The following is a 24,218-nucleotide window of genomic DNA, read 5'->3' on the forward strand; positions in this document are numbered from 1 at the left end:
CGCCAGGATCCCCGCCACGAAGTGCACCAGAAACCATAAGCTGGTAATATCGTAAATCCCGCCATAACCACTACCGATGCTTAACGTGGTCCAGCTGTAGACTATTCCGCCAATCATTACCAAGGAGATGACAAGCAGGGTGGCCAAATTGCCAATAATACCGCCATCATCGCCCTGATCCAGCTTCTTACGCGCAACCACCACCGGCACCAGGCTGGCGAGCATCAGGACGGTGAGACCAACACCTGCCCCCATACTCAGGGTACTGGGCACCGCGGTGCCCCCCCAAAGGAAGCGCGCGAGGTCCCACATCGCAAAAATGATCCCGGCAAAAAGCATCAAGAAAAAGAATGCCCCCCTCTTCGCGCGCTCCGAAGCCGGATCCATTAAGCTAGCATAACTATTATCTGCCATAATCTATTTCCTCCTCATTTATTTGCTTGGCGTGGACACCCAGACAAAGGGCTCTTTCGCTCCCGGCGCATAGTTGTCATTTGGACCGACAACCTCCGGCTCAATCGTCGCAGGGTATGGCACATACGGCGTAGGCGACTTCACCTGCCATTCCAAGCCCTTGCTACCCCATGGATTCGCATCGGCCTTCGGTCCATAGCGCCAACTATAAGCCAGGTTGGCCAGCGGAATGAGAAAACCGGCGCCCAGAAGGAAAGCTGAAATGGATATAAACATGTTGATTTGATGCAGGTAGGGCAGATATATGGCAATGCGCCTGTTCATCCCATCAATACCCGCTATGAACATGGGGAAGAACGTACAATTGAAGAACACGAAGAACCACCAGGCGTGAAATTTCCCCCAAAACTCGTTGATCTTCCGACCAGTAACCTTGGGGAACCACCAATACAATGCACCAATCCAGGTAAAGATGACGGCACCAAGTATGGTATAGTGGAAATGTGCGATTACCCAGTAGGTGTTATGAAGCTGTAAGTCCGCTGGGACATCGGCATTGAATATCCCCGTCAAACCACCGACCAGGAAGTTCATCATGGCCATAAGTATAAGCAGAACAGCAGCATTAATCCTTAAGCGGCCACCCCATATTGTTCCAATGGCGGACAGATAAATAAACCCCGTAGGAATAGATACGGTTTCTGTTATTGTCATGAATATGGGCATACGCGCATCACTCACCGCAGTGAAATAGTGATGAACGCCCAGCATCGCGCCCAGCATGGAAACGCCAACAAGTCCGGCGATAGCCCAACCCCTGGCAAATAACGGACGCTTGGCCGCGGCGGGAAGAATCTCCAGCCATATGGCAAAAGCAGGCAATGCAAAAACATAAACTTCCGGATGGAACAAAAACCAGAATTGATCCATGTAGGCTAAGGGATGCCCGGTAGGTCCGGTGTAAAAATGACTGCCGGCTATCATATCGGACAAGTCCATCAGTGCACCCGTATAGGTGGCGGGCGACTCGACGATAAGAATCGTGGCGGCAGCAAACAGGCCCCAGACAAAAATCGGAACGCGGCCCAAGGTCATCCCTTTGGCACGCATATACACCATGGTTCCGGCAATATTGATGGCGCCAAGTAGCGATGCCATAAGGAGGGTCGCTGCGCCCAGCACATAGAACACAATACCGCTACCACTATTTTGTGCCAATGGCGGATAGCCCCACCAGCCAGTCTGGAACCCACCGATCGTTGGACTCATGAATACGGCAAAAGCCGCCGGGGGTAAAAGCCACCAACTCAGTCCAAGAAGCTTCGGAAATACCACATTTCTCGTACCCAGCATCAAAGGTATAAGGTAGTAACCAACACCACCGACGATGGCAGATGCCGCGACGGCCAACAACATCATCAAACCATGAATACCAAATGTTTCATTGTACTGGATCTCTGACATCCACCAACTCGTGGAATCCGGCGTCAGTAATTGAACACGAATGGCCATGGCGGCCATGCCGGCAAAAAAGAACGCCACTACGTTGAAAACAACATAACGTACGGCTGTAGATTTCGAATCCGGACCAAAACGAAAATAACGTTCAACGCCGGTGAATGACGGGGCTTCTTTCCCACCAAATGCTCGCCGTATCCATCCCTCCCATAAGCCGCTACCCAATAACCAGCAAATCAGACCGACCACATAACCCACTGTCGCAGGTAACGGATCGACTATTACGCTGCCCAACAGTGCCGCAGTAATCCATGCCGCGGCAAAATACCCGGTTAGACCCCAAAGCGCCGCTCGAAATAGTGGAAACAGCATGCCGATCGCGAACGGATCTTTGTTACCCCCCATATCTTCCAGCGGTTGTGCTTGCATTTCATTAGATGCCATTATTTACTCCTCATTCCAATTCAACATATTAGATGGCAAGTCTTCAGCGAGTTTAGAAGCTGTTGTTCGCTACCCATTTCTTGAAATCTGCTGCCGTTACCACCTTAACCGGTGCCCGCATCAAAGGATGTCCGTTACCACAAATCATGGTGCATTGTACACGTATCATCGGGTTCGTAGCGGTTGTTCCCAACACGGTAGGGGTGATAAACAGATGCCGCACTTCATTGGGGATCACGTCTTTTTTCTCGCCCCAGGCGGGCACCCAGAAATCATGCACCACGTCTTTGCTCCGCAGGACGAAGTCTATGGTGCGGCCCTCGGGAACCACCAGTTTTGAAACATCCGTCACGCCCTGCTTGGGGTAAGAAAACGTCCACTTCCATTGTTGTGCGGTAACATCGATAACCAACGGCTTCTTCGCATCCAGTTGTATGCCCCAGAGTTGCTCTAAGCCCACCATGCCCGGATAAATCGTGTTGGCCAGGTTAATGGCTATAGCCAAGGCCAGCCACGTCACCACAAAAGGGGCCCAAGTCCGTTTCTGATAGGTCGGCGCCGCGGTATCTGACATGGACGAGGCGCGGAAGCGCACCGCGCTGTATACGATGGTACCACCTACCAGCACATAAATTGCCACCGCCTGCCACATAAGATAGGTAGTCGCATCCGCCGTGATGTGGGCTTGGATACTACCCAGAATCGGCCAGTTATCAACACCCCAGGCTATTAACGTTTCGCCAATCGCCAAGCCAATAATCCATACCACCACAAGACCACGGAAAGCTTTCCACAAGTTTTCTTTTGCTGCGTTCATATGCCCTCCCTATATTAGCTTCCCTGAGCCGGTAGAATGTCGATATTGCCACGCATCCCATTCATGAAGTGTTGACCTGTTTGCAGGAAACAACCCCATTCCCATTTGCCGGGCTTGTTCGGCACCACAAAGCTGAAAGTGTACTTCTGACCGCCGTTGAGGCTAACGGAAAACGCTGGTATCGGCGCCGTCTGTCCTCCGCTGGTTATGGGTACACCGTCAAAGAAATTGTCTTTCCATCCGACGGCTATGGCCTGTGATTTTGGAAAACCATTATTCCGGGAAACCAACGTTCTACCTATTGAAAACTGATGCGCAATCGCTGGTGCCGACTGTGATCGATTATCAATCGTTAAGGATACTTTTTCCCCGACATGCCATGTCATATAATCTGGCTTGTAATAATAGTTGAACTCATCAATTGTGTAGTGATGCACCCCATTAATGACTTGTCCAAATGGACTAGGCAGCGCCACCGTTTTTTCCCACTCCAGGGCGCCTATAATTACTGCTGCGCATATTACGGTGGAGATAAGCACCGTAGCCGCACCTTTTCTTGCTGCCATACCTCTATACCTCCTTTAAGAAGCACACACTGCTAGATTATGCACACACATGGCAGACCAAGGTTCTTATAAATTTCGGTCTGCCACGCAAAACGCACTTTGAGCCGTTACAACGATGATAGATAAGCCGCCACATCCTTCATCTGTGCTACGGTTATGTTTTTTGCAATCTGGTTCATCAGACTATTTACCCGTGTACCATTATGGAAGTAGGTTAATTGCTGGACTATATAACCGTACCGCTGACCAGCCAAGCGAGGAAACGCGCCCGCCCCTTGCCCATCTGATCCGTGGCATTCCATACAAGCAGGAATTTGTTCGTTAGTAACGCCCTGGTTAAATATAGCCTTTCCTTCCTTCATGCCGGCATGCTTGATCCCGCTGCTGTGCATCGGTGGTTTCTGGGAAGCAAAGTAACTGGCCAATTCTTTTATATCGGCGGCATCCAGAGATTGCGCCACCGGCCACATGTAAATTTGACCATTCTGATCTGCACGCGACCGGTCTTTAAATTGCTTCAGCTGTAATTCCAAATATCCCTTATGCTGTCCGGCCAGCTTGGGCACAATGGGATAGATCGTGTTATTTCCGGTCATGCCATGGCAAACCATGCAATCGCTGGAAATACGGTACGGGGCTGGCCCTCCTGCTCCGCCAGCAGCGCTCGCCTGTCCGGCCACCGCCAGAAGTGCGCCCGATATAAGCAGCGCTGCTGATTTATTCACCGTTCTTTTTTGTTTGCTCATACCATCGTGCCCTTTATTTGAGAACCTGGGGTTGTTCACATGTGTCGTCATGTCTTCGTCTCCTAGTACGCTATCCAGGCGAGTAGTTCAAGGGTGTTATACGCAGACGCCCCATATCCCGATACGGATGACGACGGCGCACCAACACCCCTGAATTTGTTGTATACGACATATCGCAGGGACAAGCGGGTATTCCACCACGGCAGATAGGAAGCCTCTATCCACTCATTGCTGGTGTCTGGAGAACCGCTTCTCGAGTAGAAGCCGGCACCATAAAGACCAGGATTAGCGGACCCCCACACGTTCCGATATCCGCCCTGGATACCGTAGTGATCGTGATACCAGTAGGTCGCATTGAGGTTGAAGTAATTCAAGTTACCAGATGAGTTATTCGGAGAAATAATGCTTCCCGCTCCAAATTGCTGCTGCTCGTTTACCCATGACGCACGAACCGTCAGGTTATTGTTGTCGTTGATGTTGAGCCACTGGAGTTGGGTATCCAGGTCGTAATCATCGAATGTATCAATCGGGCCACCGCTATAGTTAGCGTAAATTCCGGAGTTGGGGGCGGTCTCTACCGATCCATCATACACACTGGACCACATACCATAGGCGCCGACTTCCCAGTTCCAGTTGCCCCAATCATGCTGGTAGGCGAGACGGACATAAGGTGCCGCACCGGACAGTCTGCCGGTAGGCCCGTTTCCGAAGGCACCCGCAAATCCGCCGACAGGGTTAGTTTGGGTTCCCTGACCGTTCGTATAGACATCGGCATCCGCGTACAACCAGTTTGCCTTATTGGGTCCAAAAATATCGGCAGCATAAGTGCCCACGCCAACCAACGGGTATCCCGCACCCGCTGAGTTTTCGATGAATGGCATGGGCACCGCACCCGAGGACGAATAGTCTGACATAAAAAATGGTGCCTGCCAGTCCGGGGTGGTATTCCACAGGTCCATAGCCGTGGGCGTATTGTTTACGTCCACACCCGTGACCAAAAGATTATTCGTGCCGAACTTCCACGGATGGGTCCAAACAATGCTGGAATCATCAAAACTGAATCCACCGCCACCGGTGCTACTACCCCCACCAGAGTATGTCAAGTGTAGAAAGGAGCCGATATGCGGGGTGACCTCACCGGCATAAAACAAGCTAACCTGTTGTGGAAACTGAATATTATTATTTGGCGAAGCACCCGGATTGCCGCCACCAAGTGCTGCCTGCCCACCCGCGACATTGGTCGCCGAGGCCTGTAGAAAGATAGAAAATTGTGACACACGGGAGAGGAGCACCCCAACGCTGTTCCCGAACTTCGCTTGAAGCTTCTGTTGCCTTTGGAGGTTCGTGGTTGTGAAGCCGAGCAATTTAAACATTCTGCCCATTGGCGTTAATTGCGGGTAGGAGGTGTGACAGGCGGCGCACGACCAACCCGTCTGCCGCGCAAACGAAGGCAGTGCCCAAGCACTTGAGGACAAAACCATTCCACCCACTGCTGCCAATGCTACGATTAATTTTTTCTTCTTAAAATACAAGGACCTTGAAACCATAAACCCCTCCATAGCGGTATGCGCCTTCAGACATATTAGATAAACAACATACGTTCATACACCAGGTCTTTCGTGCCAGGCTGGTAACACAAACAGCTTCACAACCTCCACACTCTAAAATAAAAAACTGCAGCGGACGCGGAGACATGACATAAACTCATGGAACCTTCTCCGTCGGCCACTGTCTTAATACTTAATCAGCGAGGTGCCGTACTATCAACACCCTCACGCACTATTTAGTACAAACCGTAACACTTTGCAACTTCTTTTTCTGTTCACCATAAAATACACGCTCTGCTCGTCCCGATGACTTACCCGAAGCAATCCACCACCAGCCACCATGAAAATTCAAATAATATCAATCTGGTATACACCGCTGTTGCAATCGATGATGGCAAAAAACAAGCATAACCATAAGATATATAAGAAAAATATTATCTTGTGAATCACTATACTGCATTCTCGCGCGTTCACTTAATAATGGTTCCGGCCTCCATCCTTCAAATGAGGAACATAGCATCAAACTCCCGCGAAAAGCATTTCATCCTGATAATTCGGTAGATTCAATTATTCTAATATTAAAAGACCATGAAAAATCTACTTTTATGCAGGTCAATGCGGTAATCCGGATCCCGTGGATATTCCCGGTTGAATATAACAAACCAAAGATATTTTTATCATCTATACATTAAAACTTATAAGCTCAGGTATTGAGGCGCGACCGTTAAGAGGAGCCTCGTATAAAAACTGCCGTGCAGAAGTCGATAGCCAGTCAATCCCAGCTTTAACACTGCTCCCAGGGCAACCCATCGAAGCGCCAACCATTCAAGCTGCTTCGGCAATGCTGATCATTCAGATCCCCTTCAAAACCATGCGTTACATTGTAAACGGCACCAAAACCACTCGCCCGCAAAAATAGTCCGGCCTCCAGTGAGCGTTGGCCGCTTCGGCAAATCAATAAGGTAGGGCGATTAAGCGATGTGGCTCTCCGCACGCGCGCCAGAAAATCAGGGTTGATTTCCCAGTCCGGCGCATCTCGCCAAGGAATCGATAACGCTTCTTTTGGGTGCCCGACGAAAAGGAACTCCATTTCGCTCCTGACGTCAACAAGCACGGCCTGTGAGTGTTCTTGCAGAAAGTTGAAGGCGTCCCGTGCTGCGAGGTGTATTACCGACTTTGTCATATGGACCACCTAAGCAGCCTGATTAAGAGGAGGCTCTCTGAGCTGAATGCGTTTACATCACCCAACCTGCAAAACTCCTACAGCCAGCATGATCCATGCAGAAATGAGTGACAGCCCGCCAATTGGTGTGATGGCTCCGAGCCAACCCTTGCCCGTAATCGCCAGGAGATACAAACTACCCGAAAACAACACCGTCCCTGCCAACATAAACCCGCCTGACCACTGCATGAGGCTGGATTCCGGCAGTTGCAGTGCCAACAATCCTACCAGCATCAGCCCCAGGGCGTGGTAAAGATGGTACTGACTACCGGTGTGATAAACGCTCATCATTTTGGGTGACAAGCGATCTTTCAAGGCGTGGGCACCGATGGCCCCCAATGCTACGGCAGCTCCCGCATTCGCTGCGCCAAGCGCAAGGAACAACTTACCCACCTGCGACATCATGCATTTCTCCGCTAGAACATGGCATTCGACTCGCGACCAGCGCTAAGAATCGCCCTAATTACCGCTCGGTTGTTGCAGAATAGAAAGGTTTCGAGAATTTATCAGAGCCGGTATGGTAGTACTAAAGGGAGACATATGTTGGCCTATAAGCTGCACAGAAAACCATCCATTCCCCTGATAGGATAGCACCTTGAATTTAAGCATGGCCATTGACAATGCAGCCGTATAGGTCTTTCCCACTGTGAGTACCTGACCCGTATCCTTCTCGGCGCATCCAGACAAAGTCATAGCCGCCACCATCAATACCACCAACATCAAATATCGCCTGCGCATGTTCCCACCTCCAGCGGCGTAATGTTCTACAATTTTGAGCATCAGGCCCAAAAACGACCTTTCGTCATGCCTCTACGGTCCGTGCTCCTAAGGCCTGCCAATGGCGCGGGGCACCGCGCTTATAAAAGCGCATTATCATCGCAAAGGCAGATGTTCGGCAACTGACGCACGTTGCGCTAGACAAACGAGCACTGAACGGACTGAACCGCCCCGGATTTTGAGGAGGCTCCTTTTTCCAAGAGAATGGAGCCATGATGAACAAAGCTAAAACACCCAAATATTCCCCTGAAGTTCGCGAACGCGTGGTGCGCATGGTGCAGGAACACCGCGACGAGTATTCCTCGCCCTGGGCGGCGGTGGAGTCTATTGCTCCTAAGATCGGCTGTTCACCCCATACCTTGCATGAATGGGTTAAACGGCATGAAGTCGATACCGGATTGCGCGACGGCTCAGATAGTTGAGCACGTGAGGCGTCGAAAGATACTTAGGACAGGCATGCCGTATATAATAATACTTGTGGCACAACGCCATCCCCTGGATGATCGAAATCGCCGCGGTGCTTTCCGTCGTGGTGGCACATTGGGCGGACTTCGCCATCATCATGACCCTCCTGCTGGTAAACGCCGGTGATGTACCGATCATGGCCATCGCCACCGACAACACTTGGCTGGATCCCAAACCTGTACATTGAGACATGCATCGTGTCCTTATGATGTCCACCGTATTGGGGCTTATCGGAACGGTGTAGAGCCCATAAGGTCCAAAAAAACCGACAAAGCGCGGGAACGCCTCGCCGGATTGGGAACAGCCATAAAGCTCTTCCAAATCAGTTGAGCGGATGGGATGGGCTTATACAGCAGATCCCAATCCGGTCTCTGTTCAAAAACCGTATGGGTCATAAAGCCTACTCCCAAGCCAGCCTTTACCATGGCCCCCACGGATTCCACATCGGCCACCTCAATGAAATGCGTGGGCACAATGTTTTTTTGTCTGAACGCCTTCTCCAGCCTCCTTCGAACTCCAGAAGAAGGCTCTCGCCATACCACAGGATAAGGTTGTACGTCTTCCAAACTCAGCGCCGACAATGATGCCAGGGGATGGGTTTTGGGCATGACCGCGACGATTTCGCCGGTCAACCACGGTTGTATTTCATAACTATCGGGTAGATGCGGTATATCCATCTCTCCTTCAAAAAAGAAGACGTCCAGTTCGGAAAGATTGATGTCTTCCCAGTAGGTCACACCGCTCTTTATGTAGAGATTGATCCCTGGATTCTGGTTTTGAAAACTTTGCAAATATTGCGGTAGTAAATAATTGGCAATCAGGCTGGTAGAGGCGATGCGCAGTTCTCCGGCTTGCAAGGATTTCTGGCGCATGAGCAGATTCTCAATGTCTTGTAACTTGGCGCGCAACTGCCGGATATCGGGAATCAATGCTTGGCCGACGGGGGTCAGATGAATGCCACCGCCCTCACGGACATATAAAGGCTCGCCGATTTCCCGTGTCAGTTTATGCAGGCGTTCCGAGATGGCAGGCTGTCCCCGTCCCAGGCGTAGTGCGGCTTCGCTGACACTGCCGGTTTCTGCAACCGCGAGGAGGGTGAGCAACTGCTCGGCATCCATCGTCATCGGGTTCTCCGATATTGTTTTCAATTAAATCGATTTGATTAAGCCTTGAGTATAGCGTAGTTTTTAAAAAAACCTGACCAAAGTGCCCTGATGCCTGAAGATTCGTCCCTAGCCGCCGATATGGATACCCTCGTCATGGAACGCCACGTCAAGGGATGGCAGGGGGTGTTTCGGACGAACCCGGCTTTTCATCTGATTCTGGCGTTCTTTGTGGGGATTGTCGCGGGCTTGGGTGCGATCGCTTTCCGGCGCCTTATCGGCCTGATGCATAATGCCTTCTTCTTCGGTCAGATTGCCTCACGCTTTGATGACTTGCAGCATTCCGCAGCCAGCTTCTGGGGTTTGGGGGTGGTGTTGGTCCCCGTTCTCGGCGGGCTTGTGGTGATCTGGCTCGTCAGAACTTTTGCGCCGGAAGCCAAAGGGCACGGCGTACCTGAAGTTATGGATGCCATTTATTATGGGAGCGGCGTTATTCGGCCCGTGGTGGTTCTGGTGAAGGCGATCGCGTCTTCCATCAGTATCGGCAGTGGCGGATCGGTAGGACGGGAGGGGCCGATTATTCAGATCGGAGCCGCCTTCGGCTCCAGCCTGGCCCAGTGGTTGCGGTTGCAAGAATGGCAGAGACTGGGACTGATTGCGGCGGGAGCGGGCGCCGGTATTGCCGCGACCTTCAACACCCCGGTGGGCGGCATATTGTTTGCGATCGAGCTCATGCTGGTGGAAGTCAGTGCACGGACCCTTGTTCCGGTCATGATCGCCACAGGTACCGCCGCCTTCGTATCACGCCTGTTTCTGGGTAATTATCCGTCGTTTATCATCTCTCAGCACATGATCAACCGGACCTTGCACCAAAGTGCCGGTGCCTATGCCGCCTATGTTCTGCTCGGTCTTTTGACGGGCGGAGCCGGCCTGCTGTTCACAAATAGTCTATATTGGACTGAGGATCGCTTCGAACACTGGATCAAAAATCCCTACGCACGACATGCTGCAGGTATGCTGGGCGTAGGCTTGGTCATTTATTTCATGATCACCTTTACCGGTCATTACTACGTAGAAGGCGTGGGTTATGCGACGGTTCAGGATATCCTCGACGGCGTCATTACGCAGCCCGTTTTTCTCCTGCTCCTGCTTTTACTGAAGATCCTGACTTTTTCCGTTACGCTGGGTTCCGGTGGGTCGGGCGGTGTGTTCTCTCCCGCGCTGTATGTCGGAGCTGTGCTGGGCGGGCTCTATGCCGTCATCACCAATCATCTACTGCCGGGAATCGGGGTCAGTATGACCATCGCGGCCGCCTTGGGGATGGCCGGGATGGTCGCCGCATCTACCGGTGCCGCCGTTACTGGTGCCGTAATGATTTTTGAAATGACCAGCGACTACCACATTATCATTCCCTTGATTATCGTCGCCTCTCTGGCCTTTGGAGTCCGTCGACTGATAACAAGGGAGACGATTTACACGCGCAAACTGATCCGCCGCGGTCATTTCATTCCTGAGGCGCGGCACAGCAACCTCTACCTGATGCGCCCGGCTGGAGAGTTTATTGAAACCCCGCTGATCCGGGTAAAAGGTAGCCGGACGTTGGCAGATATCGCGGTGCTGCTCCATCGCGGCCGTGAAATACCGCACATCCTGATCGTCGAAGGGACGCAACCCCGTGCGGTACTGACCGCCCCGCGCGTACGTGAGTCGCTGCGACACCGACAAACCTCGACTCCCATAGAAAATTTCGCCAGCGAGGATTGGTTTAGTGTTCCTGTGGATTACCAAATATATGATTTGGTCGCCCGATTCCGTGCCACTCATCAGGAATGCGCGCTACTCTGCCGGATCAACCCCCCGGAACATCACGACGATGTTATAGCTATTGTGACGATTGCGGATGTGCTGGCCTATACCTCCCTGCCCATGCGCTTGCTACGTCCTCACACGGCGCAATGACAGGGGTACTCTGATGGAACATTCCGCATGGTTTCATCGCAGTTTTGAGCCGCATCACGAAGGTCCTGGTTTGATTCTGCTGGGTGCCGGAGTGGGTTTATTGACCGGGTTGGGTGCCGTACTTTTCCATTATCTGATTGCCGGCATTCATAATGCAGCGATTTTAGGCAATTTTGGTATTGCGCAAAACGCACGGGAACATACTCCCGTCTCCCCGTGGGGCGCATGGATTATTCTTGTGCCGGTGATCGGCGCCCTGCTGGTAACCGTGCTGGTGCGCAACTTCGCACCGGAAGCACAGGGTGCCGGTGTCAGCCAGGTACTACGTGCGGTGCATGCCGATCGGGGTCATATGCGGCCGGTGATTGCGATCATACGACCGGTGGCGACAGCCATCACCATTGGCACGGGCGGTTCCGCTGGTCGCGAGGGTCCGGCCATGCAGTTCGGTGCCGCTATCGGTGCCCTGGTAGGACATCTTTTTCGGGTGCCGGATCACCGACGCATCCATTTGTTGGGTTGTGGTGTCGGTGCCGGTATCGCCGCCGTATTCAATGCGCCTCTGGGTGGGTGGTTTCTGGCCATGGAAGTGATCGTGCCCGACTGGCGACCCTGGACCATCCTCTCCACACTCGTGGCAACAGCCTCTGCCAGTTGGGTGACGCAGGAGGTGTTCGGGAGCGGTCATCTCTTTGCCCATGCCCACATCAGCCATTGGAACGGCAGCCTCATGTTGCCGACTTTTGCCGTGGTGGGCAGTCTCATGGCACTGATGAGTCTCGGTTTTATCCGGCTGATGGACCGTGTCGATGCCTACAGTCGGAAACACCTAAAAAATCCTTATGCACGCCATATGTCCGGCATGTTGCTGGTGGGCATCCTGCTCTATATCACCAGTCGGCTGACGGGCCATTACTATTTGATCGGCGGCAGCTATGCCGGGATATCCGGCATATTGCTCAACCAGATGCATTGGCCGCTGCTCCTGCTGCTTTTGCTGGCCCTCAAGGCCATAGCGACCAGCCTGACGATCGGTACCGGTGGTTCCGGGGGGATTTTCTCGCCTTCCCTGTTTATGGGGGCCGCACTTGGCAGTTGTTTAGGAATGCTTCTGGAACCCATCATCGGTGTCCCGCATCTGGCGGCCTTGTTCGCCCTGTGTGGAATGGCCGGCATGGTGGCGGCCACCACCGGGGCTTTGCTCAGTGCGCCCGTGATGGTGGTGGAGTTAACCGGAAACTACCATGTTCTGCTGCCGGCCATGGTGACAGCCCTGACTGCTTTTGCCGTACGCCGTGTGTTTTTGCAGGACAGCATTTATACCCTGCCATTGCATCGCGAGGGGCTTCCCGTTCCTGAAAACCATTACATCGTCGAAGAGAAAATGGATGACAAATAATCCTTACATCCCATACAACCAAGCTTCATTTGGTGAAATAAATTACCCGGTTGAGATGACGGGGGAACCAACAACATCATATCTTGTCAATAAACTGGAATGTGAACCATGATAAGGTATCTAGCCATGTCATACCGCAACGCTGTCGCTGTTTTTTTGTTTTCTATGTTGTTTTTGGCTGGGTGCTCTGGTGTGACATCTAATGAGTCGCCATATTCTCATAAAAGCGCAGCATGGTTTTCAAGAACAAAAAATACTGAAGCGCTTCATGTTCAACTCAGTTGGTGTGCCAAGCACAACCCCGATATGTCCTTACATTCTTGCGCAATAGCAAAAGAGGCCTACGTAAAGATAGGCGGGCAGTGGAATGCAATGACAAAAAAGCTATTCGAATCTAATCAATAAACATAAATGATTCACTCATGACGGTCCCCAATAACCCTAGAAAAGGATAAATATGACTACCCCGCAAAATACTCTGGACGGACGTGAACGTCGATCCATTATTGCCTTGGCTGGAATATTTGGTTTACGCCTGCTTGGTTTGTTTCTCGTATTACCGGTGTTTTCTGTGTATGCCCACGGATTGCATGGAGCAATACGCCATCCGATACTCATTGGCGTTGCTCTGGGTGCTTACGGCCTGACTCAGGCCATTTTCCAAATCCCCTTCGGCAGGCTGTCAGATAAGTGGGGCAGGAAACCCGTCATTGCGGCGGGACTCCTTATTTTTGCCATTGGCAGCGTTATCGCCGCACAGGCCACCAGCATCGAAGGATTGTTGGTAGGGCGAATCATACAGGGTGCAGGTGCCGTAGCCGCCGCCATCATCGCGCTCACCGCAGATCTGGTGCGCGAAGAACGCTGGACCAAGGCTATGGCCACTATCGGCATTACCATTGGTATCAGCTTTAGCGTGTCGCTGGTGTTATCCGCGCCGTTAGCACAATGGATTGGGGTGCAAGGAATCTTTTGGTTGACGGCTGCCCTGTCCATTCTCGCCATCGGCGTGCTTTACAAGGTGATACCGGATGTCCCGGCACGTTTCCATCGCGATGCCGAAATGAATCCTGCTGCACTGAAGGACGTACTGAGAAACCCCAATCTGCTCCGTTTGGACTTTGGTATATTTTCACTCCATACAGGGCTGACGGCGCTCTTCGTGGTGCTTCCGCTGGTGCTCATTGATCCGCAGCATCCTCTCCTCTCTGAGGCAGATCAGTGGATGTTGTACCTCCCGGTCATGCTGCTTTCTTTCGTGGCGATGATCCCCCTTATCATTATCGGTGAGGCCAAGCATCGCCTCCGAGAAGTCTTTGTGCTGGCGATCGCAATTCTGTTGGCCGCTGTCGCCTGGATGGCGCTTTCCAATCACAGCATCTGGTCCATTGCCATCGCGCTGTTTCTGTTTTTTGTGGGTTTCAACGTGCTGGAGGCAAGTTTACCTTCACTAGTGGCCAAATTCTGTCATCCGGGTGCCAAGGGAACGGCCACTGGCGTGTATACCACGGCGGAGTTTCTAGGGGCATTCAGTGGCGGTTTGTTGGGAGGATTACTTTATCTGCCCGGTCAACACAACTACAGCGATGTCTTTTGGGCCGTGGCGGCCATCTATTTGATCTGGTTGATAGTGGCGTTCACGATGCAGCAGCCACGTTACGTCGCTACCAGGATATTTCCTCTTCCTGTCGATAGTCAAGATAACAGTCAACTCACTCGGCAACTTCTGCAATTGCCTGGAGTAGTAGAAGTAGCAATTTTCCCGGATGAGAACGCGGTGTATTGCAAGGTAGAGAGCAAAATATACGATGACGAGCGGGTACGATCCATTATTGGGTATGCACACCAAACATAGATGAGGCGAATAACGAAAGACGGAGGCCATTATGCAAAAAACCGCTTGGGATAGCGGCACAAGGTTGTTACACGTCGGTTTATCTACCACATTGACATTTGAATTGTTCGATGGCTTCTGGGTCTCAGATCCGAATACCAGACTGTACTTCATTATTCATGAATGGGTTGGTCTTTTGGCCGCAACTGTCCTCATGGTAGAGTGGCTATGGATCTACGCTGATGGACAGTCAAAAATTCTTTTCCCATGGAACAGTGATGGAATATCGGTAATAAAGACAGACATTCTGGCTCTATTTAAAGGGAAACTACCGCAGGCGGGACGCACCGTTGGTCTGCCCGGATTCTGGCATGGCATTGGAATCCTCTCCATGACCGGCTTGGCGGTTACTGGCGTACTCATTTTTCTTGTAATCCCTGGTGGGCGCGGCGCATCTTCGTCCTCAGCCGGTGCCGCTGCTTTTACCATGCTTTCTGGAGTCCATAGAGAGATTTCCTATGTTGCATGGGTTTATTGGATTGGTCACGTTTCGGCCGCCGTCCTCCATCAGGTGCGAGGTGACCCTGTCTTTCGTGCGATATTCTTGGGAACAACCAGTCTGCGTAAATGATAGGCAATTGCAGCACTGTTGCGGCAATTAAACAGGTACTAACAATTACAACATAAATTTTAGCACTCAACAGATAACTGGGGGAGAAATGAAATTGTCAAAGACTAAGGCGAAGGCGGTAAAATATTTTTTATTTTTTAGCATCACGCCAGCAGTCGGGGTAATCATATATTTTTCATTTAAATTTTTTGGGATAGATATCAGCTTTAAATATATTATATATCTACTGATGTTGGTTCTCTTTGTGAAGCTTATTGTTGGCGGAGTAGTTGTCACTGTCCTTAAAAATGATAAATGATGATTATTTATATAATAACTAAAGGCTTAAATACGGACTACTGAATTTATTCCCATGTGGGCAAAAAACTCATATATATCGTCAAAAATATCATAAAAATATTGAGGTACAGCATCTGGTCGCATTGCAAAACCAAGGTTTTCCATCACTCTGGATTATTGATGCTTCTGGGTTGGATTCGGCCCTAAAAGTATCAATCAGACTATCTTTACTATACCCAGTAAACGTCGTCTATTTCCAATCGCGGCATGTAACGTTTTTCGCTTTCTTCAGTGACCGCTTTTACTGTTACGCTGCCTTGTCCCCGTTGGCATCGGGGATCGGCAGAAGTGATGTGGCGGGCTGGCGTAAGAGCACGAACTGACGAATGTAAGGTATAGTGAGGGCGCGCCAGATGTAACGTCGTCCTGAAATATGCGCCCCGAGCCCATGACAAACCAGCGCCAACCATCTAAAATAACACCATGTGATGTCCTGATGAGGTCCCTCTTATGCGAACTACGATCAACCTGGATGATGATCTCCTGGCCCAAGCCAAAACTCTCTGTGGCGTAGAAGACCGTGGCGCCCTCTTAAAAGAGGCCCTGCGTGCTTTGATTGAACGGGAAAGTGCTCGTCGCCTCGCTCGCTTGGGTGGAACAGAACCGCAATTACAGAGCATTCCTCGCAGACGAGAGCCTGCCGCTTGATTCTGGTCGATACCTCCGTCTGGATCGACCATTTCCGCTCTGGAGACACACATCTCTCTACCCTGCTCGATCATGGCATGGTGCAAACGCACGATTTCATCATCGGAGAAATCGCCTGCGGCAACCTCAAAAATCGGCAACAGACCTTATATCTGCTCTCATGCTTACCCCGATGCACCGCCACCTCTCCAGAGGAAACCCTGTTTTTCATTGAGCGTCATGACCTGATGGGACGCGGTATAGGTTATGTTGACGCGAGTATTCTGGCCTCTGCCGTGCTCGTGCAGGCCAATTTATGGTCCCGCGACAAACGTCTCATGGCTCTGGCTACCGAACTTGGCTGTGCTTACTCGGCGGAGTCATCTGAATAGCCGGCGCCTGTTTTTCCTCACAAAGTTGGAATGGGTTGGATGGTAAAAACGAAGGCACCTAGAAAATCTCTCTAAGTGCCTTATTCTTTTGGCTCCCCGGGACAGGCTCGAACTGCCGACCTAGTGATTAACAGTCACCCGCTCTACCGACTGAGCTACCGGGGAAAAGTGCGCGTATCCTAGCCTTCCGTGCCACTCGCGTCAAGGACCATGCGCCCCCGCTTTTCTCTGAGCCACAGAGCACTCCCCCTTGCCAAATCACAGCATTTCGGCTATCTACTTTTTTAGAGAAAAAAGAACGAGGAAGGCGCCGATGCGAAGGCAAAGCATTATGTTACCTGTCGGTCCAATCAAAGGTGGGGGTGGGCTCCTTCTGTTATTGACTCTGACCCTCAGCGGCTGCGCCTCCATGACGCCGCACTCAGCATATCCACCGGCAAACCTATCTCACGGCAACGCGTCGTCCGCTTACGACAGCCGCGCGGAAGCCACCACGCTGGATGCCGTGCTCGTCCATACCATCGCAGAAATTGGCAAGCCATATCAATGGGGTGGAGAAAGCCCCCGGACAGGGTTCGACTGCAGCGGGCTCATTCAATATGTATTGGGTCGCGCCGGAGTAACGATTCCCAGGACCTCTTTTGCCCAAGCCGAAGCGCTGCCAGCGGTAAGCCTCAACCGCATTCGCCCCGGCGACCTAGTGTTTTTCAACACCATGGGCCAGCCCTTCTCCCATGTGGGCATCTATATCGGCGGCAATCAGTTCGTCAGCGCCTTGAACCGGCAGCAAGGTGTCGCTGTGCAGAGCCTGCGGACTCCCTATTGGGCGGAGCGGCTGGATGGCGTGCGACGTCCGATGCCTACCGAGTTGCTGGCGATGCGGGACGACTGAATGCATAAAAATTGGGCCTCATTTCCGAAGACCATATTGGTCACTGTGGTAACCGCGGTTTTGCCGGCATGCGCAACCCATGTCGGCACGGTGAATCAAGCGGCTGCACCGGCAATCGCCGCCCCACTGCCCTTGCCCGCGCTGTCCATCCCCGAGCAACCCAGCACTGCGGTCATGCCAAAGACCGACAACACCTGCATCAGCAACGTGGCGTTCCCCAATTTTCCCCGACAATACCAGGAGCGGATGCAGAAAATCGCCTGCCACCTGCAGGAACGGGATGGCTTGCCCGCCAGCTATGTGATCCCCGCCCTGCAAGACGCCAGTTTCAACGCCCGCGCAGTGGCACTGATGACGCCCCCGCCCCCTTCCGCAACACCCGCGCCGCCTTATCCCTGGTGGCGCTACCGGAATCACTTCCTGCGTCAGAGCCGTCTGAATCAGGGCGTGCAATTCTGGCGGGGTCATGCCGCGCTCCTGCAAGCGGTCAGTCGGAAATATGGCGTTCCTGGACCGATTTTGATGGGCATTCTCAATATTGAAACGGGCTTCGGTTCCTTTCAGGGCGGATTTTCAGTGCTCAACAGCAACTTGAGCCTGGCATTGGCATTGCCTGGCCGGCGTCGGTTTTTTCTGCATCAGACAGCGGAAACCCTGAAGCTCGCTCAGCGCTTAGGTGTTCCCCCAGGAACACTCCAGGGTTCACAGGCCGGCGCCATGGGTATGTCCCAGTTCCTGGCCAGCAGTTACCTGCGCTACGGCGTCACCTGGAATGACCCGCCGGGCGGACCCATGCCCAACCTGTGGCAGTCGCCTGCCGATGTGTTGGCTTCCACCGCCAACTTCTTCCGCGGCCACGGCTGGCAGCCGGGACAGCCGGTGCTGGGCCGGGTATCCGGCGATCAGGGCGCTGACGTGGCGCCATTTCTACAAGGCAAGCACCCGCTTGCGCAACTGCGCGCTGCCGGCATTCAGCCGGAGACGGCTTCGAGGCTCCCAGGATCAACGCCAGTGGGCCTGCTGCGCTTGCAGACAGAGCGTGGCCCGACGCTGTTCATCGCCTACCCGAATTTCTACGCCATCATGGGCTACAACCCGAGCACTTATTACTCGGCAACAGTCTGGGCCTACGCCGAAGCGATCAAGCGGGTTATCAACGGCTGATTCGGGGCCATATCACGGGCGCCACGACATTTGTCGGAGGCCGCTGCCCTTGTGCTAACATGGCGCCTTTGCCTTTCCAGAAAAGATGGAGTCCGGTGTGGCGTTAGAAAAATCGGGAATGCAATCCGTCGATTTGATCATTCATGCGCGCTGGATCGTGCCGATTCGACCGCGCAGCGTACTCCGCGATCACGCCCTGGCGGTGCATGGCGGACATATCCGCGCTATCGGCCCGGCCGAAGAAATCCGCGCGCGCTACACAGCAGCACACACTACGCAGCTCGACCACCATGTGCTGATGCCCGGTCTGGTCAACGCCCATACCCATGCGGCCATGACTCTGATGCGCGGACTCGCGGATGACCTCCCGCTGAGGACCTGGCTGCATGAACATATATGGCCCGTAGAAGGCCGTTTTGTCAGCCCGGAATTTGTGGCCATGGGCACGGAGCTGGCTGTCGTGGAGATGCTGCGCGGCGGCACCACCGCCTTCAATGACATGTACTTCTTCCCTGAAGCCGCGGCGGAGGTTGCCCAGCGCATGGGCATGCGGGCCACCATCGGGCACGTCATCATTGATTTCCCCACCGCCTATGCGGCCAATGCCGATGCCTGCCTGCAGGCGGCGGCGGACTTATTGCCGCGCCTGCGCCAGATGCCCCTCATTCGCCAAAGTATCGCACCCCATGCGCCTTACACCGTCGGTGATGCGGGCTTGCGCGGGGCGCGCGACCTGGCCAAAGTGGAAGACCTGCCGGTGCACATGCACGTCCACGAAACCGCTTGCGAGGTGCAGGAGGCCACTGATCGTGATGGCATGCGCCCACTGGCGCGCTTGGCCAGACTGGGATTATTGGACCAGCACTTTCTCGCCGTACACATGACCCAGTTGAATGACGAGGATTTGGCAATTTGCCGCGACTCGGGACTACGCGTTGCCCACTGCCCCGAATCCAATCTGAAACTCGCTTCGGGGATGGCAGCGATAGCTGTCCTGCGTCAACAGGGCATCGGATTGGCTATCGGGACAGATGGCGCGGCCAGTAACAATGACCTCGACATGCTGGGTGAATTGCGCACCGCCGCCTTGCTGGCGAAAGGCGTGAGTGGGGATCCCACCGCCTTCCCCGCCTGGGAGGCCCTGGAGGCCGCAACACTGGGGGGTGCGGAGGCCATCGGCTGGGGCGCAGAAACGGGTAGCCTGGAAACCGGCAAGGCCGCCGACTGTATCGCCATTGATCTGGATCATCCGGCCACTTTCCCGGTCTATGATCCGGTCTCGCAGGTGGTGTATTGTGCCGGCCGCGATCAGGTCAGCCATGTCTGGGTAAACGGTAATCCGCGTATTGTCGAGGGACGAGCCGTGGATTGGGACACGCAGGATTTGTTTGCACGCGCCCGGGGCTGGGCACAGCGCATTCGTGAAAAGGATAATGACGCATGAATATGGATCAGGCTGAAGTCAACAAGTTCGACGCCCTCGCCGATCAGTGGTGGGATACCGATGGACCCTTCCGTACCCTGCATGAAATCAACCCGCTGCGTCTCGACTTCATCGCCAAAGGCTGTGCTGGGCTGAACGGCAAGAAAGTGCTGGATGTGGGTACTGGGGGCGGGCTCCTGGCAGAGGCCATGGCGCGTCAGGGGGCGGAAGTTACCGGTATTGATCTCGCAGAGGACGGCCTGAATGCGGCGCGTGCCCATGCAGACACCAGCCATCTCCGCATCGACTATCGGCGGATCGCCGTCGAGGATTGGGCGGCGGAAAAACCGGGGCATTATGACGTGGTGACTTGCATGGAAATGCTGGAGCACGTCCCGGACCCCGCCGCCGTGGTGAATGCCTGTGCCCGCCTGCTGCGTCCCGGTGGCGACGCCTTCTTCGCCACCCTCAATCGCAATCCCAAAAGCTATCTGCTGGCCATTATCGGTGCGGAATACGTCATGGGCCTGCTGCCACGCGGCACCCACGATTATCAGAAATTCATCCGGCCCAGCGAGCTGCTCGCCATGACCCGGCAAAGTCATCTGCAAACCGTGACCATCCAGGGCATGCACTTTGACCTTATCCGCCACTGCGGGCGGCTGACGGATGACGTCAGCGTCAACTATCTGAGCCATGTGCGCAAAGCAACTCCTGATGCCTGAGTTGGCCGCAGTACTCTTCGATCTCGATGGCACGCTGGTAGATACCGCCCCTGATCTCGGTGCCGCGGCCAACCGGATGCGGACCGCTCGCGGGCTAGCGGCACTACCGCTGGAAACGCTTCGCCCGGTCGCCTCCCAGGGTGCCCGCGGTCTCTTGCGGGTAGCCTTTCATGTGCAGCCGGAGGACCCGGATTTTGCGCCCCTGCGGGCGGAGTTTCTGGAGATTTATGCCGCCCACATCTGCGAACAGAGCACCCTCTTTCCCGGTATGGTGGAAACACTGATGGCCCTGTCGGAGCGCGGAATGGTATGGGGCATTGTGACCAATAAGCCGGGATTCCTGACCCTGCCTTTGCTGAACGCGCTCAAACTGCCGGTTGCCCCAGGCGCCGTCGTCAGCGGCGACACCACAGCATATGCCAAACCCGATCCGCTGCCGGTCACCCATGCCCTTGCCGAGATGGGGGTCAGTGCGGCCCGAAGCCTCATGATTGGGGACGATCCGCGCGATATGGCCGCAGGCAAGGCGGCGGGAACCCGCTGCTGGGCCGCCGCCTGGGGCTATCTGGAGGCCGGTAACGACCCGCAACACTGGGGTGCCGACCAGATCATCCAGCGCAGCGAACAGCTAGAGTTCGCCCTTCTCCATTTCGACGCCTCCCAGTAAAATAGGGCGCCCCTGGCCATGGGTGATCTGCAGAAGCGCCGCCAGCAGTATCAGGACACCTCCGAACGATTCCAGGAGCGTCGGCGCCTCCCCGGCCAGCCACCAGGCCGATAGCGCGCCCACAATGACCTCAAAAGGCATGATCACCGCCGAAACACTCACCGGCATCCGCGCCACGCCGAATTGCACCGCCACCGTCGCCCCGGCAATCCACAGCCAGGAAAAAGCCAGCAGATAACCATATTCCGGCAATGGTAGCGCCGGTAAATACTGAAAAAATGCAAATGGCAAGGCAATCAGCACACAACCCCACCATACTGCGGTGGCGCGGTGCACATCACCGAGGACCGTGTCCGCGCGCAGAATGACATTGCTCAGGGCGAAGGCGAGGCCGGAAGAAATAGCCAGTAGGTCATTCGTATCCATATCCGCGAGAGAAAACCTCTGACCATTGCTGACGACCAGAGCCGACCCACCTACCGCCAGCAAGGCCGCAAGGCCGCCGCGCCAGCCTATCGCCTCCTTCAAAAAAATCCGCGCCGCAAAAATGGCCCAAACCGGTGAGAGATAGAAGAGCAGAAGGATACGGATAACCTCCCCATGCACCAGCGCCAGCATGAAGGCCACATTGGTCCAGCCACCGAGTAGGAGCAGACCGACCAGAGTGCGCCCGTGCTGCCGCAGTTCATGGCGGCGACGCCAGGACCATAGACCGGCGGGTATCGCCAGCAATAGGTAGACGGCCAAAATCAGCCACGCGCCGCGCAGACCTGCCGCATTGAAATGGCGGAGCGGCCACCAGAGCACCCCCCAGAGGCTGGAACCGACGAGCAGGGCGATCGTCGGGCCACCCCGGTGGAACGCGGAGGCAGGCTGAATGTTCTGATGAATAGCGACCGTCCCATTTGGCAAAGTTTTAATTCCGCCGTATTGTCCTGCACAAATCGACAAAATCCCAGCACCTTTGTCAGCGCCCGGAATTCCGCCACCCCCGCCAGAAAATTCCAGGTACTTGTCATGACCGCCATCCTTGCCCCAGAATCGCTGCTTATGACAAAAAACTCCATGAATCCCCTGCTGGAAACCTTGCAGGCTTATCCTTTCGAGCGTTTACGCACGCTGCTCGCGGGCGTGACACCGGCGGACAAGGAGCTCATCGACTTCTCCATCGGCGAGCCGCGTCACCCAGCGCCAGCCATAGTCAGTGAAGCGATCATTGAGCACCTGCACGGTCTCGCCGAGTATCCCAAGGTGCTCGGCGACCTGCGTTTACGGCAGGCCATTGCCGACTGGGCCAGCCAGCGCTTTGCCCTGCCCGCTGGTTTTCTCGATCCGGAGCGGCATGTCATCCCCGCCAACGGCAGCCGGGAGGCACTGTTCAGCGTCGCGCAGGCGGCGCTGCCGCCTTGTCAGACCCCCAAGCCCCTGGTCTTGTTGCCCAATCCCTTCTATCAGATTTATGAGGGTGCTGCCTTGCTCGCCGGGGCAGAGCCCTATTATCTGAATTGCGATGCCAGCGGGCAGCCGGACTTTCTCGCGGTGGAGGAATCGGTCTGGGCACGCTGCGCGTTGCTCTACATCAACTCACCCCATAATCCCACGGGTGCGACACTGCCGCTGGAGACGCTGGGCTGGCTGATCCGCAAAGCCCGGCAACACGGCTTCGTGCTCGCTGCCGACGAGTGCTACAGCGAACTCTACCCCGAGGGAGATGCGCCCGCGGGTATTCTGGAGGCCGCCGCAGCGACGGGCAGTCTGGCGCAGGTGCTGGCTTTTCACAGCCTCTCCAAGCGCTCCAGCATTCCCGGTGCGCGCAGTGGTTTTGTCGCGGGTGACGCGGATATTCTCAAGGCTTTCGTCCGGTACCGGACCTATCTGGGTGCCGCCACCCCGCCCTTCATTCAGGCCGCCGCCATCGCCGCCTGGCGGGATGAACAGCATGTGCAGCATACCCGTGCCGATTATGCCCGGAAGTTTGCCGCCGCCCATGATATTCTCGGTGCGCTGCTGCCGGTAGAAACGCCCGCCGGTGGCTTTTATCTCTGGCCACGGGTGGGGGATGGCGAAGCCTTCGTTCGCGCCCTCTACGAGGCAGAGCATGTGCGCTGCCTGCCCGGCGCTTATCTGGCGCGGAATGCCCACGGCGTCCACCCCGGTAAGGATCGGGTCCGCATCGCGCTGGTCGGCAGCCTGGAAGATTGCGTCGAGGGCCTGCAGCGCATGCGTCACTTTATGGAACAGCATCCCAATTCGACCATTAACAAATCTTAATCAAGGAGTTCGTGTGAGCCAGAGTCTTGCCACCATTATCGACGCCGCCTGGGAAAACCGGGCGGAGATTTCCCCCAAGCAGGCTCCGGCTGAACTGCGGGAAGCCGTGCATCAGACCATCGAAGGGCTGGACAAGGGCGTCCTGCGGGTGGCTGAAAAGCGCGATGGCCAATGGGTCACCCATCAGTGGATCAAGAAGGCGGTGCTGCTCTCCTTCCGTTTGCAGGACAATGCCCGTATTCCGGGGGCCGAGACCAATTTTTACGACAAGGTGCCGGGCAAGTTTGCCGACTATAACAGCAACGATTTTCGCACCGGCGGTTTTCGGGTGGCACC

Annotated in this window: 22 protein-coding genes, 1 tRNA gene and 3 pseudogenes; 15 read left to right on the forward strand and 11 right to left on the reverse strand. The window is 54.4% G+C overall.

Annotated elements, in window-relative coordinates:
- The 8 genes and pseudogenes from HF921_RS08615 to HF921_RS08650 form a co-directional block, all read right to left on the reverse strand.
- Positions 1–312 (reverse strand): annotated as a pseudogene (locus HF921_RS08615) (cytochrome C oxidase subunit III); the annotation flags it as partial.
- Positions 313–432: 120 nt separating this feature from the next.
- Positions 433–2,316 carry a cytochrome c oxidase subunit I gene (locus HF921_RS08620; protein WP_064218469.1) on the reverse strand — a complete coding sequence of 628 codons (1,884 nt, stop codon included), beginning with the start codon at positions 2,314–2,316 and terminating at the stop codon, positions 433–435.
- A gap of 52 nt (positions 2,317–2,368) precedes the next feature.
- Positions 2,369–3,133 carry a cytochrome c oxidase subunit II gene (locus tag HF921_RS08625; RefSeq protein ID WP_064218468.1) on the reverse strand — a complete coding sequence of 255 codons (765 nt, stop codon included), beginning with the start codon at positions 3,131–3,133 and terminating at the stop codon, positions 2,369–2,371.
- Between the two features lie 14 nt (positions 3,134–3,147).
- Entirely contained in the window at positions 3,148–3,699 is a 552-nt protein-coding gene (locus tag HF921_RS08630) for a hypothetical protein (RefSeq protein ID WP_064218467.1), read from the reverse strand.
- 107 nt (positions 3,700–3,806) lie between these two features.
- Positions 3,807–4,496 (reverse strand): c-type cytochrome, encoded by a 690-nt coding sequence (locus tag HF921_RS08635; RefSeq protein WP_064218466.1) that lies wholly within the window; start codon positions 4,494–4,496, stop codon positions 3,807–3,809.
- Positions 4,497–4,507: 11 nt separating this feature from the next.
- A complete protein-coding gene (locus tag HF921_RS08640; protein ID WP_226834414.1) occupies positions 4,508–6,004 on the reverse strand; it encodes a cytochrome C in 1,497 nt (498 codons plus the stop codon).
- A 772-nt stretch (positions 6,005–6,776) separates the two neighbouring features.
- Positions 6,777–7,175 carry a rhodanese-like domain-containing protein gene (locus HF921_RS08645; protein ID WP_064218465.1) on the reverse strand — a complete coding sequence of 133 codons (399 nt, stop codon included), beginning with the start codon at positions 7,173–7,175 and terminating at the stop codon, positions 6,777–6,779.
- Positions 7,176–7,232: 57 nt separating this feature from the next.
- Positions 7,233–7,619 (reverse strand): DUF423 domain-containing protein, encoded by a 387-nt coding sequence (locus tag HF921_RS08650; protein WP_064218464.1) that lies wholly within the window; start codon positions 7,617–7,619, stop codon positions 7,233–7,235.
- Positions 7,620–8,206: 587 nt separating this feature from the next.
- Between HF921_RS08650 and HF921_RS08655 the strand changes: the two are divergent.
- Together HF921_RS08655 and HF921_RS08660 are read left to right on the forward strand one after the other, a co-directional pair.
- Positions 8,207–8,410: pseudogene (locus tag HF921_RS08655) on the forward strand (transposase); the annotation flags it as partial.
- Positions 8,411–8,466: 56 nt separating this feature from the next.
- Entirely contained in the window at positions 8,467–8,643 is a 177-nt protein-coding gene (locus HF921_RS08660; RefSeq protein WP_155735249.1) for a hypothetical protein, read from the forward strand.
- Between the two features lie 40 nt (positions 8,644–8,683).
- On the opposite strand, the gene HF921_RS08665 is transcribed toward HF921_RS08660, so the two are convergent.
- A complete protein-coding gene (locus HF921_RS08665) occupies positions 8,684–9,580 on the reverse strand; it encodes a LysR family transcriptional regulator (protein ID WP_081258019.1) in 897 nt (298 codons plus the stop codon).
- A 90-nt stretch (positions 9,581–9,670) separates the two neighbouring features.
- Between HF921_RS08665 and HF921_RS08670 the strand changes: the two genes are divergently transcribed.
- The 6 genes from HF921_RS08670 to HF921_RS08695 all read left to right on the forward strand — a co-directional run bounded on the left by HF921_RS08670 (position 9,671) and on the right by HF921_RS08695 (position 16,740).
- Positions 9,671–11,518 (forward strand): chloride channel protein, encoded by a 1,848-nt coding sequence (locus HF921_RS08670; RefSeq protein ID WP_064218574.1) that lies wholly within the window; start codon positions 9,671–9,673, stop codon positions 11,516–11,518.
- Positions 11,519–11,531: 13 nt separating this feature from the next.
- Positions 11,532–12,917, forward strand: a complete 1,386-nt coding sequence (locus HF921_RS08675) for a chloride channel protein (protein WP_064218575.1) — start codon at positions 11,532–11,534, stop codon at positions 12,915–12,917.
- Between the two features lie 457 nt (positions 12,918–13,374).
- Positions 13,375–14,772, forward strand: a complete 1,398-nt coding sequence (locus HF921_RS08680) for an MFS transporter (RefSeq protein ID WP_064218576.1) — start codon at positions 13,375–13,377, stop codon at positions 14,770–14,772.
- 31 nt (positions 14,773–14,803) lie between these two features.
- On the forward strand, positions 14,804–15,382 hold the full coding sequence (locus tag HF921_RS08685) for a cytochrome b/b6 domain-containing protein (protein ID WP_064218577.1): 579 nt from the start codon (positions 14,804–14,806) through the stop codon (positions 15,380–15,382).
- Between the two features lie 789 nt (positions 15,383–16,171).
- The gene (locus tag HF921_RS08690) at positions 16,172–16,369 is read left to right on the forward strand and encodes a type II toxin-antitoxin system VapB family antitoxin (protein WP_064218578.1); all 198 of its coding nucleotides are present in this window, start codon (positions 16,172–16,174) and stop codon (positions 16,367–16,369) included.
- The gene (locus HF921_RS08695; RefSeq protein ID WP_064218579.1) at positions 16,366–16,740 is read left to right on the forward strand and encodes a type II toxin-antitoxin system VapC family toxin; all 375 of its coding nucleotides are present in this window, start codon (positions 16,366–16,368) and stop codon (positions 16,738–16,740) included. Before HF921_RS08690 ends, HF921_RS08695 begins: the two co-directional genes overlap by 4 nt.
- A gap of 89 nt (positions 16,741–16,829) precedes the next feature.
- On the opposite strand, the gene HF921_RS08700 is transcribed toward HF921_RS08695, so the two are convergent.
- Positions 16,830–16,905, reverse strand: a tRNA-Asn gene (locus HF921_RS08700).
- Positions 16,906–17,071: 166 nt separating this feature from the next.
- On the opposite strand from HF921_RS08700, the gene HF921_RS08705 reads away from it, so the two are divergent.
- From HF921_RS08705 to HF921_RS08725, 5 genes are all read left to right on the forward strand, one after another.
- Positions 17,072–17,632 carry a C40 family peptidase gene (locus HF921_RS08705; RefSeq protein ID WP_226834415.1) on the forward strand — a complete coding sequence of 187 codons (561 nt, stop codon included), beginning with the start codon at positions 17,072–17,074 and terminating at the stop codon, positions 17,630–17,632.
- Positions 17,633–18,796, forward strand: coding sequence for a lytic murein transglycosylase (locus tag HF921_RS08710; protein WP_064218581.1), 1,164 nt, complete (start codon positions 17,633–17,635; stop codon positions 18,794–18,796).
- A 97-nt stretch (positions 18,797–18,893) separates the two neighbouring features.
- Positions 18,894–20,240: a TRZ/ATZ family hydrolase gene (locus HF921_RS08715; RefSeq protein ID WP_308169390.1), complete on the forward strand. Its 1,347-nt coding sequence runs from the start codon at positions 18,894–18,896 to the stop codon at positions 20,238–20,240.
- A complete protein-coding gene (gene ubiG / locus HF921_RS08720; protein ID WP_215892673.1) occupies positions 20,237–20,944 on the forward strand; it encodes a bifunctional 2-polyprenyl-6-hydroxyphenol methylase/3-demethylubiquinol 3-O-methyltransferase UbiG in 708 nt (235 codons plus the stop codon). Before HF921_RS08715 ends, ubiG begins: the two co-directional genes overlap by 4 nt.
- On the forward strand, positions 20,937–21,611 hold the full coding sequence (locus HF921_RS08725) for an HAD family hydrolase (RefSeq protein ID WP_064218584.1): 675 nt from the start codon (positions 20,937–20,939) through the stop codon (positions 21,609–21,611). The genes ubiG and HF921_RS08725 overlap by 8 nt, the downstream gene beginning before the upstream one ends.
- Here the strand turns inward: HF921_RS08725 and HF921_RS08730 are convergent.
- Positions 21,573–22,523 carry a DMT family transporter gene (locus tag HF921_RS08730; protein WP_226834416.1) on the reverse strand — a complete coding sequence of 317 codons (951 nt, stop codon included), beginning with the start codon at positions 22,521–22,523 and terminating at the stop codon, positions 21,573–21,575. The two genes, HF921_RS08725 and HF921_RS08730, sit on opposite strands and share 39 nt — an antisense overlap.
- Before the next feature lie 105 nt (positions 22,524–22,628).
- Between HF921_RS08730 and dapC the strand changes: the two genes are divergently transcribed.
- A complete protein-coding gene (dapC, locus tag HF921_RS08735) occupies positions 22,629–23,882 on the forward strand; it encodes a succinyldiaminopimelate transaminase (protein WP_455692640.1) in 1,254 nt (417 codons plus the stop codon).
- Positions 23,883–23,895: 13 nt separating this feature from the next.
- A pseudogene (dapD, locus tag HF921_RS08740) lies at positions 23,896–24,218 on the forward strand (2,3,4,5-tetrahydropyridine-2,6-dicarboxylate N-succinyltransferase); the annotation flags it as partial.

This window comes from Acidithiobacillus ferriphilus, from assembly GCF_018854775.1.
Classification (GTDB): domain Bacteria; phylum Pseudomonadota; class Gammaproteobacteria; order Acidithiobacillales; family Acidithiobacillaceae; genus Acidithiobacillus; species Acidithiobacillus ferriphilus.

Bases quoted from the DNA above. Each gene is read 5' to 3' on its own strand.
- HF921_RS08620 (WP_064218469.1), bottom strand. From the start codon at position 2,316: ATGGCATCTAATGAAATGCAAGCACAACCGCTGGAAGATATGGGGGGT.
- HF921_RS08625 (WP_064218468.1), bottom strand. From the start codon at position 3,133: ATGAACGCAGCAAAAGAAAACTTGTGGAAAGCTTTCCGTGGTCTTGTG.
- HF921_RS08630 (WP_064218467.1), bottom strand. From the start codon at position 3,699: ATGGCAGCAAGAAAAGGTGCGGCTACGGTGCTTATCTCCACCGTAATA.
- HF921_RS08635 (WP_064218466.1), bottom strand. From the start codon at position 4,496: ATGACGACACATGTGAACAACCCCAGGTTCTCAAATAAAGGGCACGAT.
- HF921_RS08640 (WP_226834414.1), bottom strand. From the start codon at position 6,004: ATGGAGGGGTTTATGGTTTCAAGGTCCTTGTATTTTAAGAAGAAAAAA.
- HF921_RS08645 (WP_064218465.1), bottom strand. From the start codon at position 7,175: ATGACAAAGTCGGTAATACACCTCGCAGCACGGGACGCCTTCAACTTT.
- HF921_RS08650 (WP_064218464.1), bottom strand. From the start codon at position 7,619: ATGATGTCGCAGGTGGGTAAGTTGTTCCTTGCGCTTGGCGCAGCGAAT.
- HF921_RS08665 (WP_081258019.1), bottom strand. From the start codon at position 9,580: ATGACGATGGATGCCGAGCAGTTGCTCACCCTCCTCGCGGTTGCAGAA.
- HF921_RS08670 (WP_064218574.1), top strand. From the start codon at position 9,671: ATGCCTGAAGATTCGTCCCTAGCCGCCGATATGGATACCCTCGTCATG.
- HF921_RS08675 (WP_064218575.1), top strand. From the start codon at position 11,532: ATGGAACATTCCGCATGGTTTCATCGCAGTTTTGAGCCGCATCACGAA.
- HF921_RS08680 (WP_064218576.1), top strand. From the start codon at position 13,375: ATGACTACCCCGCAAAATACTCTGGACGGACGTGAACGTCGATCCATT.
- HF921_RS08685 (WP_064218577.1), top strand. From the start codon at position 14,804: ATGCAAAAAACCGCTTGGGATAGCGGCACAAGGTTGTTACACGTCGGT.
- HF921_RS08690 (WP_064218578.1), top strand. From the start codon at position 16,172: ATGCGAACTACGATCAACCTGGATGATGATCTCCTGGCCCAAGCCAAA.
- HF921_RS08705 (WP_226834415.1), top strand. From the start codon at position 17,072: ATGTTACCTGTCGGTCCAATCAAAGGTGGGGGTGGGCTCCTTCTGTTA.
- HF921_RS08710 (WP_064218581.1), top strand. From the start codon at position 17,633: ATGCATAAAAATTGGGCCTCATTTCCGAAGACCATATTGGTCACTGTG.
- ubiG (WP_215892673.1), top strand. From the start codon at position 20,237: ATGAATATGGATCAGGCTGAAGTCAACAAGTTCGACGCCCTCGCCGAT.
- HF921_RS08725 (WP_064218584.1), top strand. From the start codon at position 20,937: ATGCCTGAGTTGGCCGCAGTACTCTTCGATCTCGATGGCACGCTGGTA.
- dapC (WP_455692640.1), top strand. From the start codon at position 22,629: ATGACCGCCATCCTTGCCCCAGAATCGCTGCTTATGACAAAAAACTCC.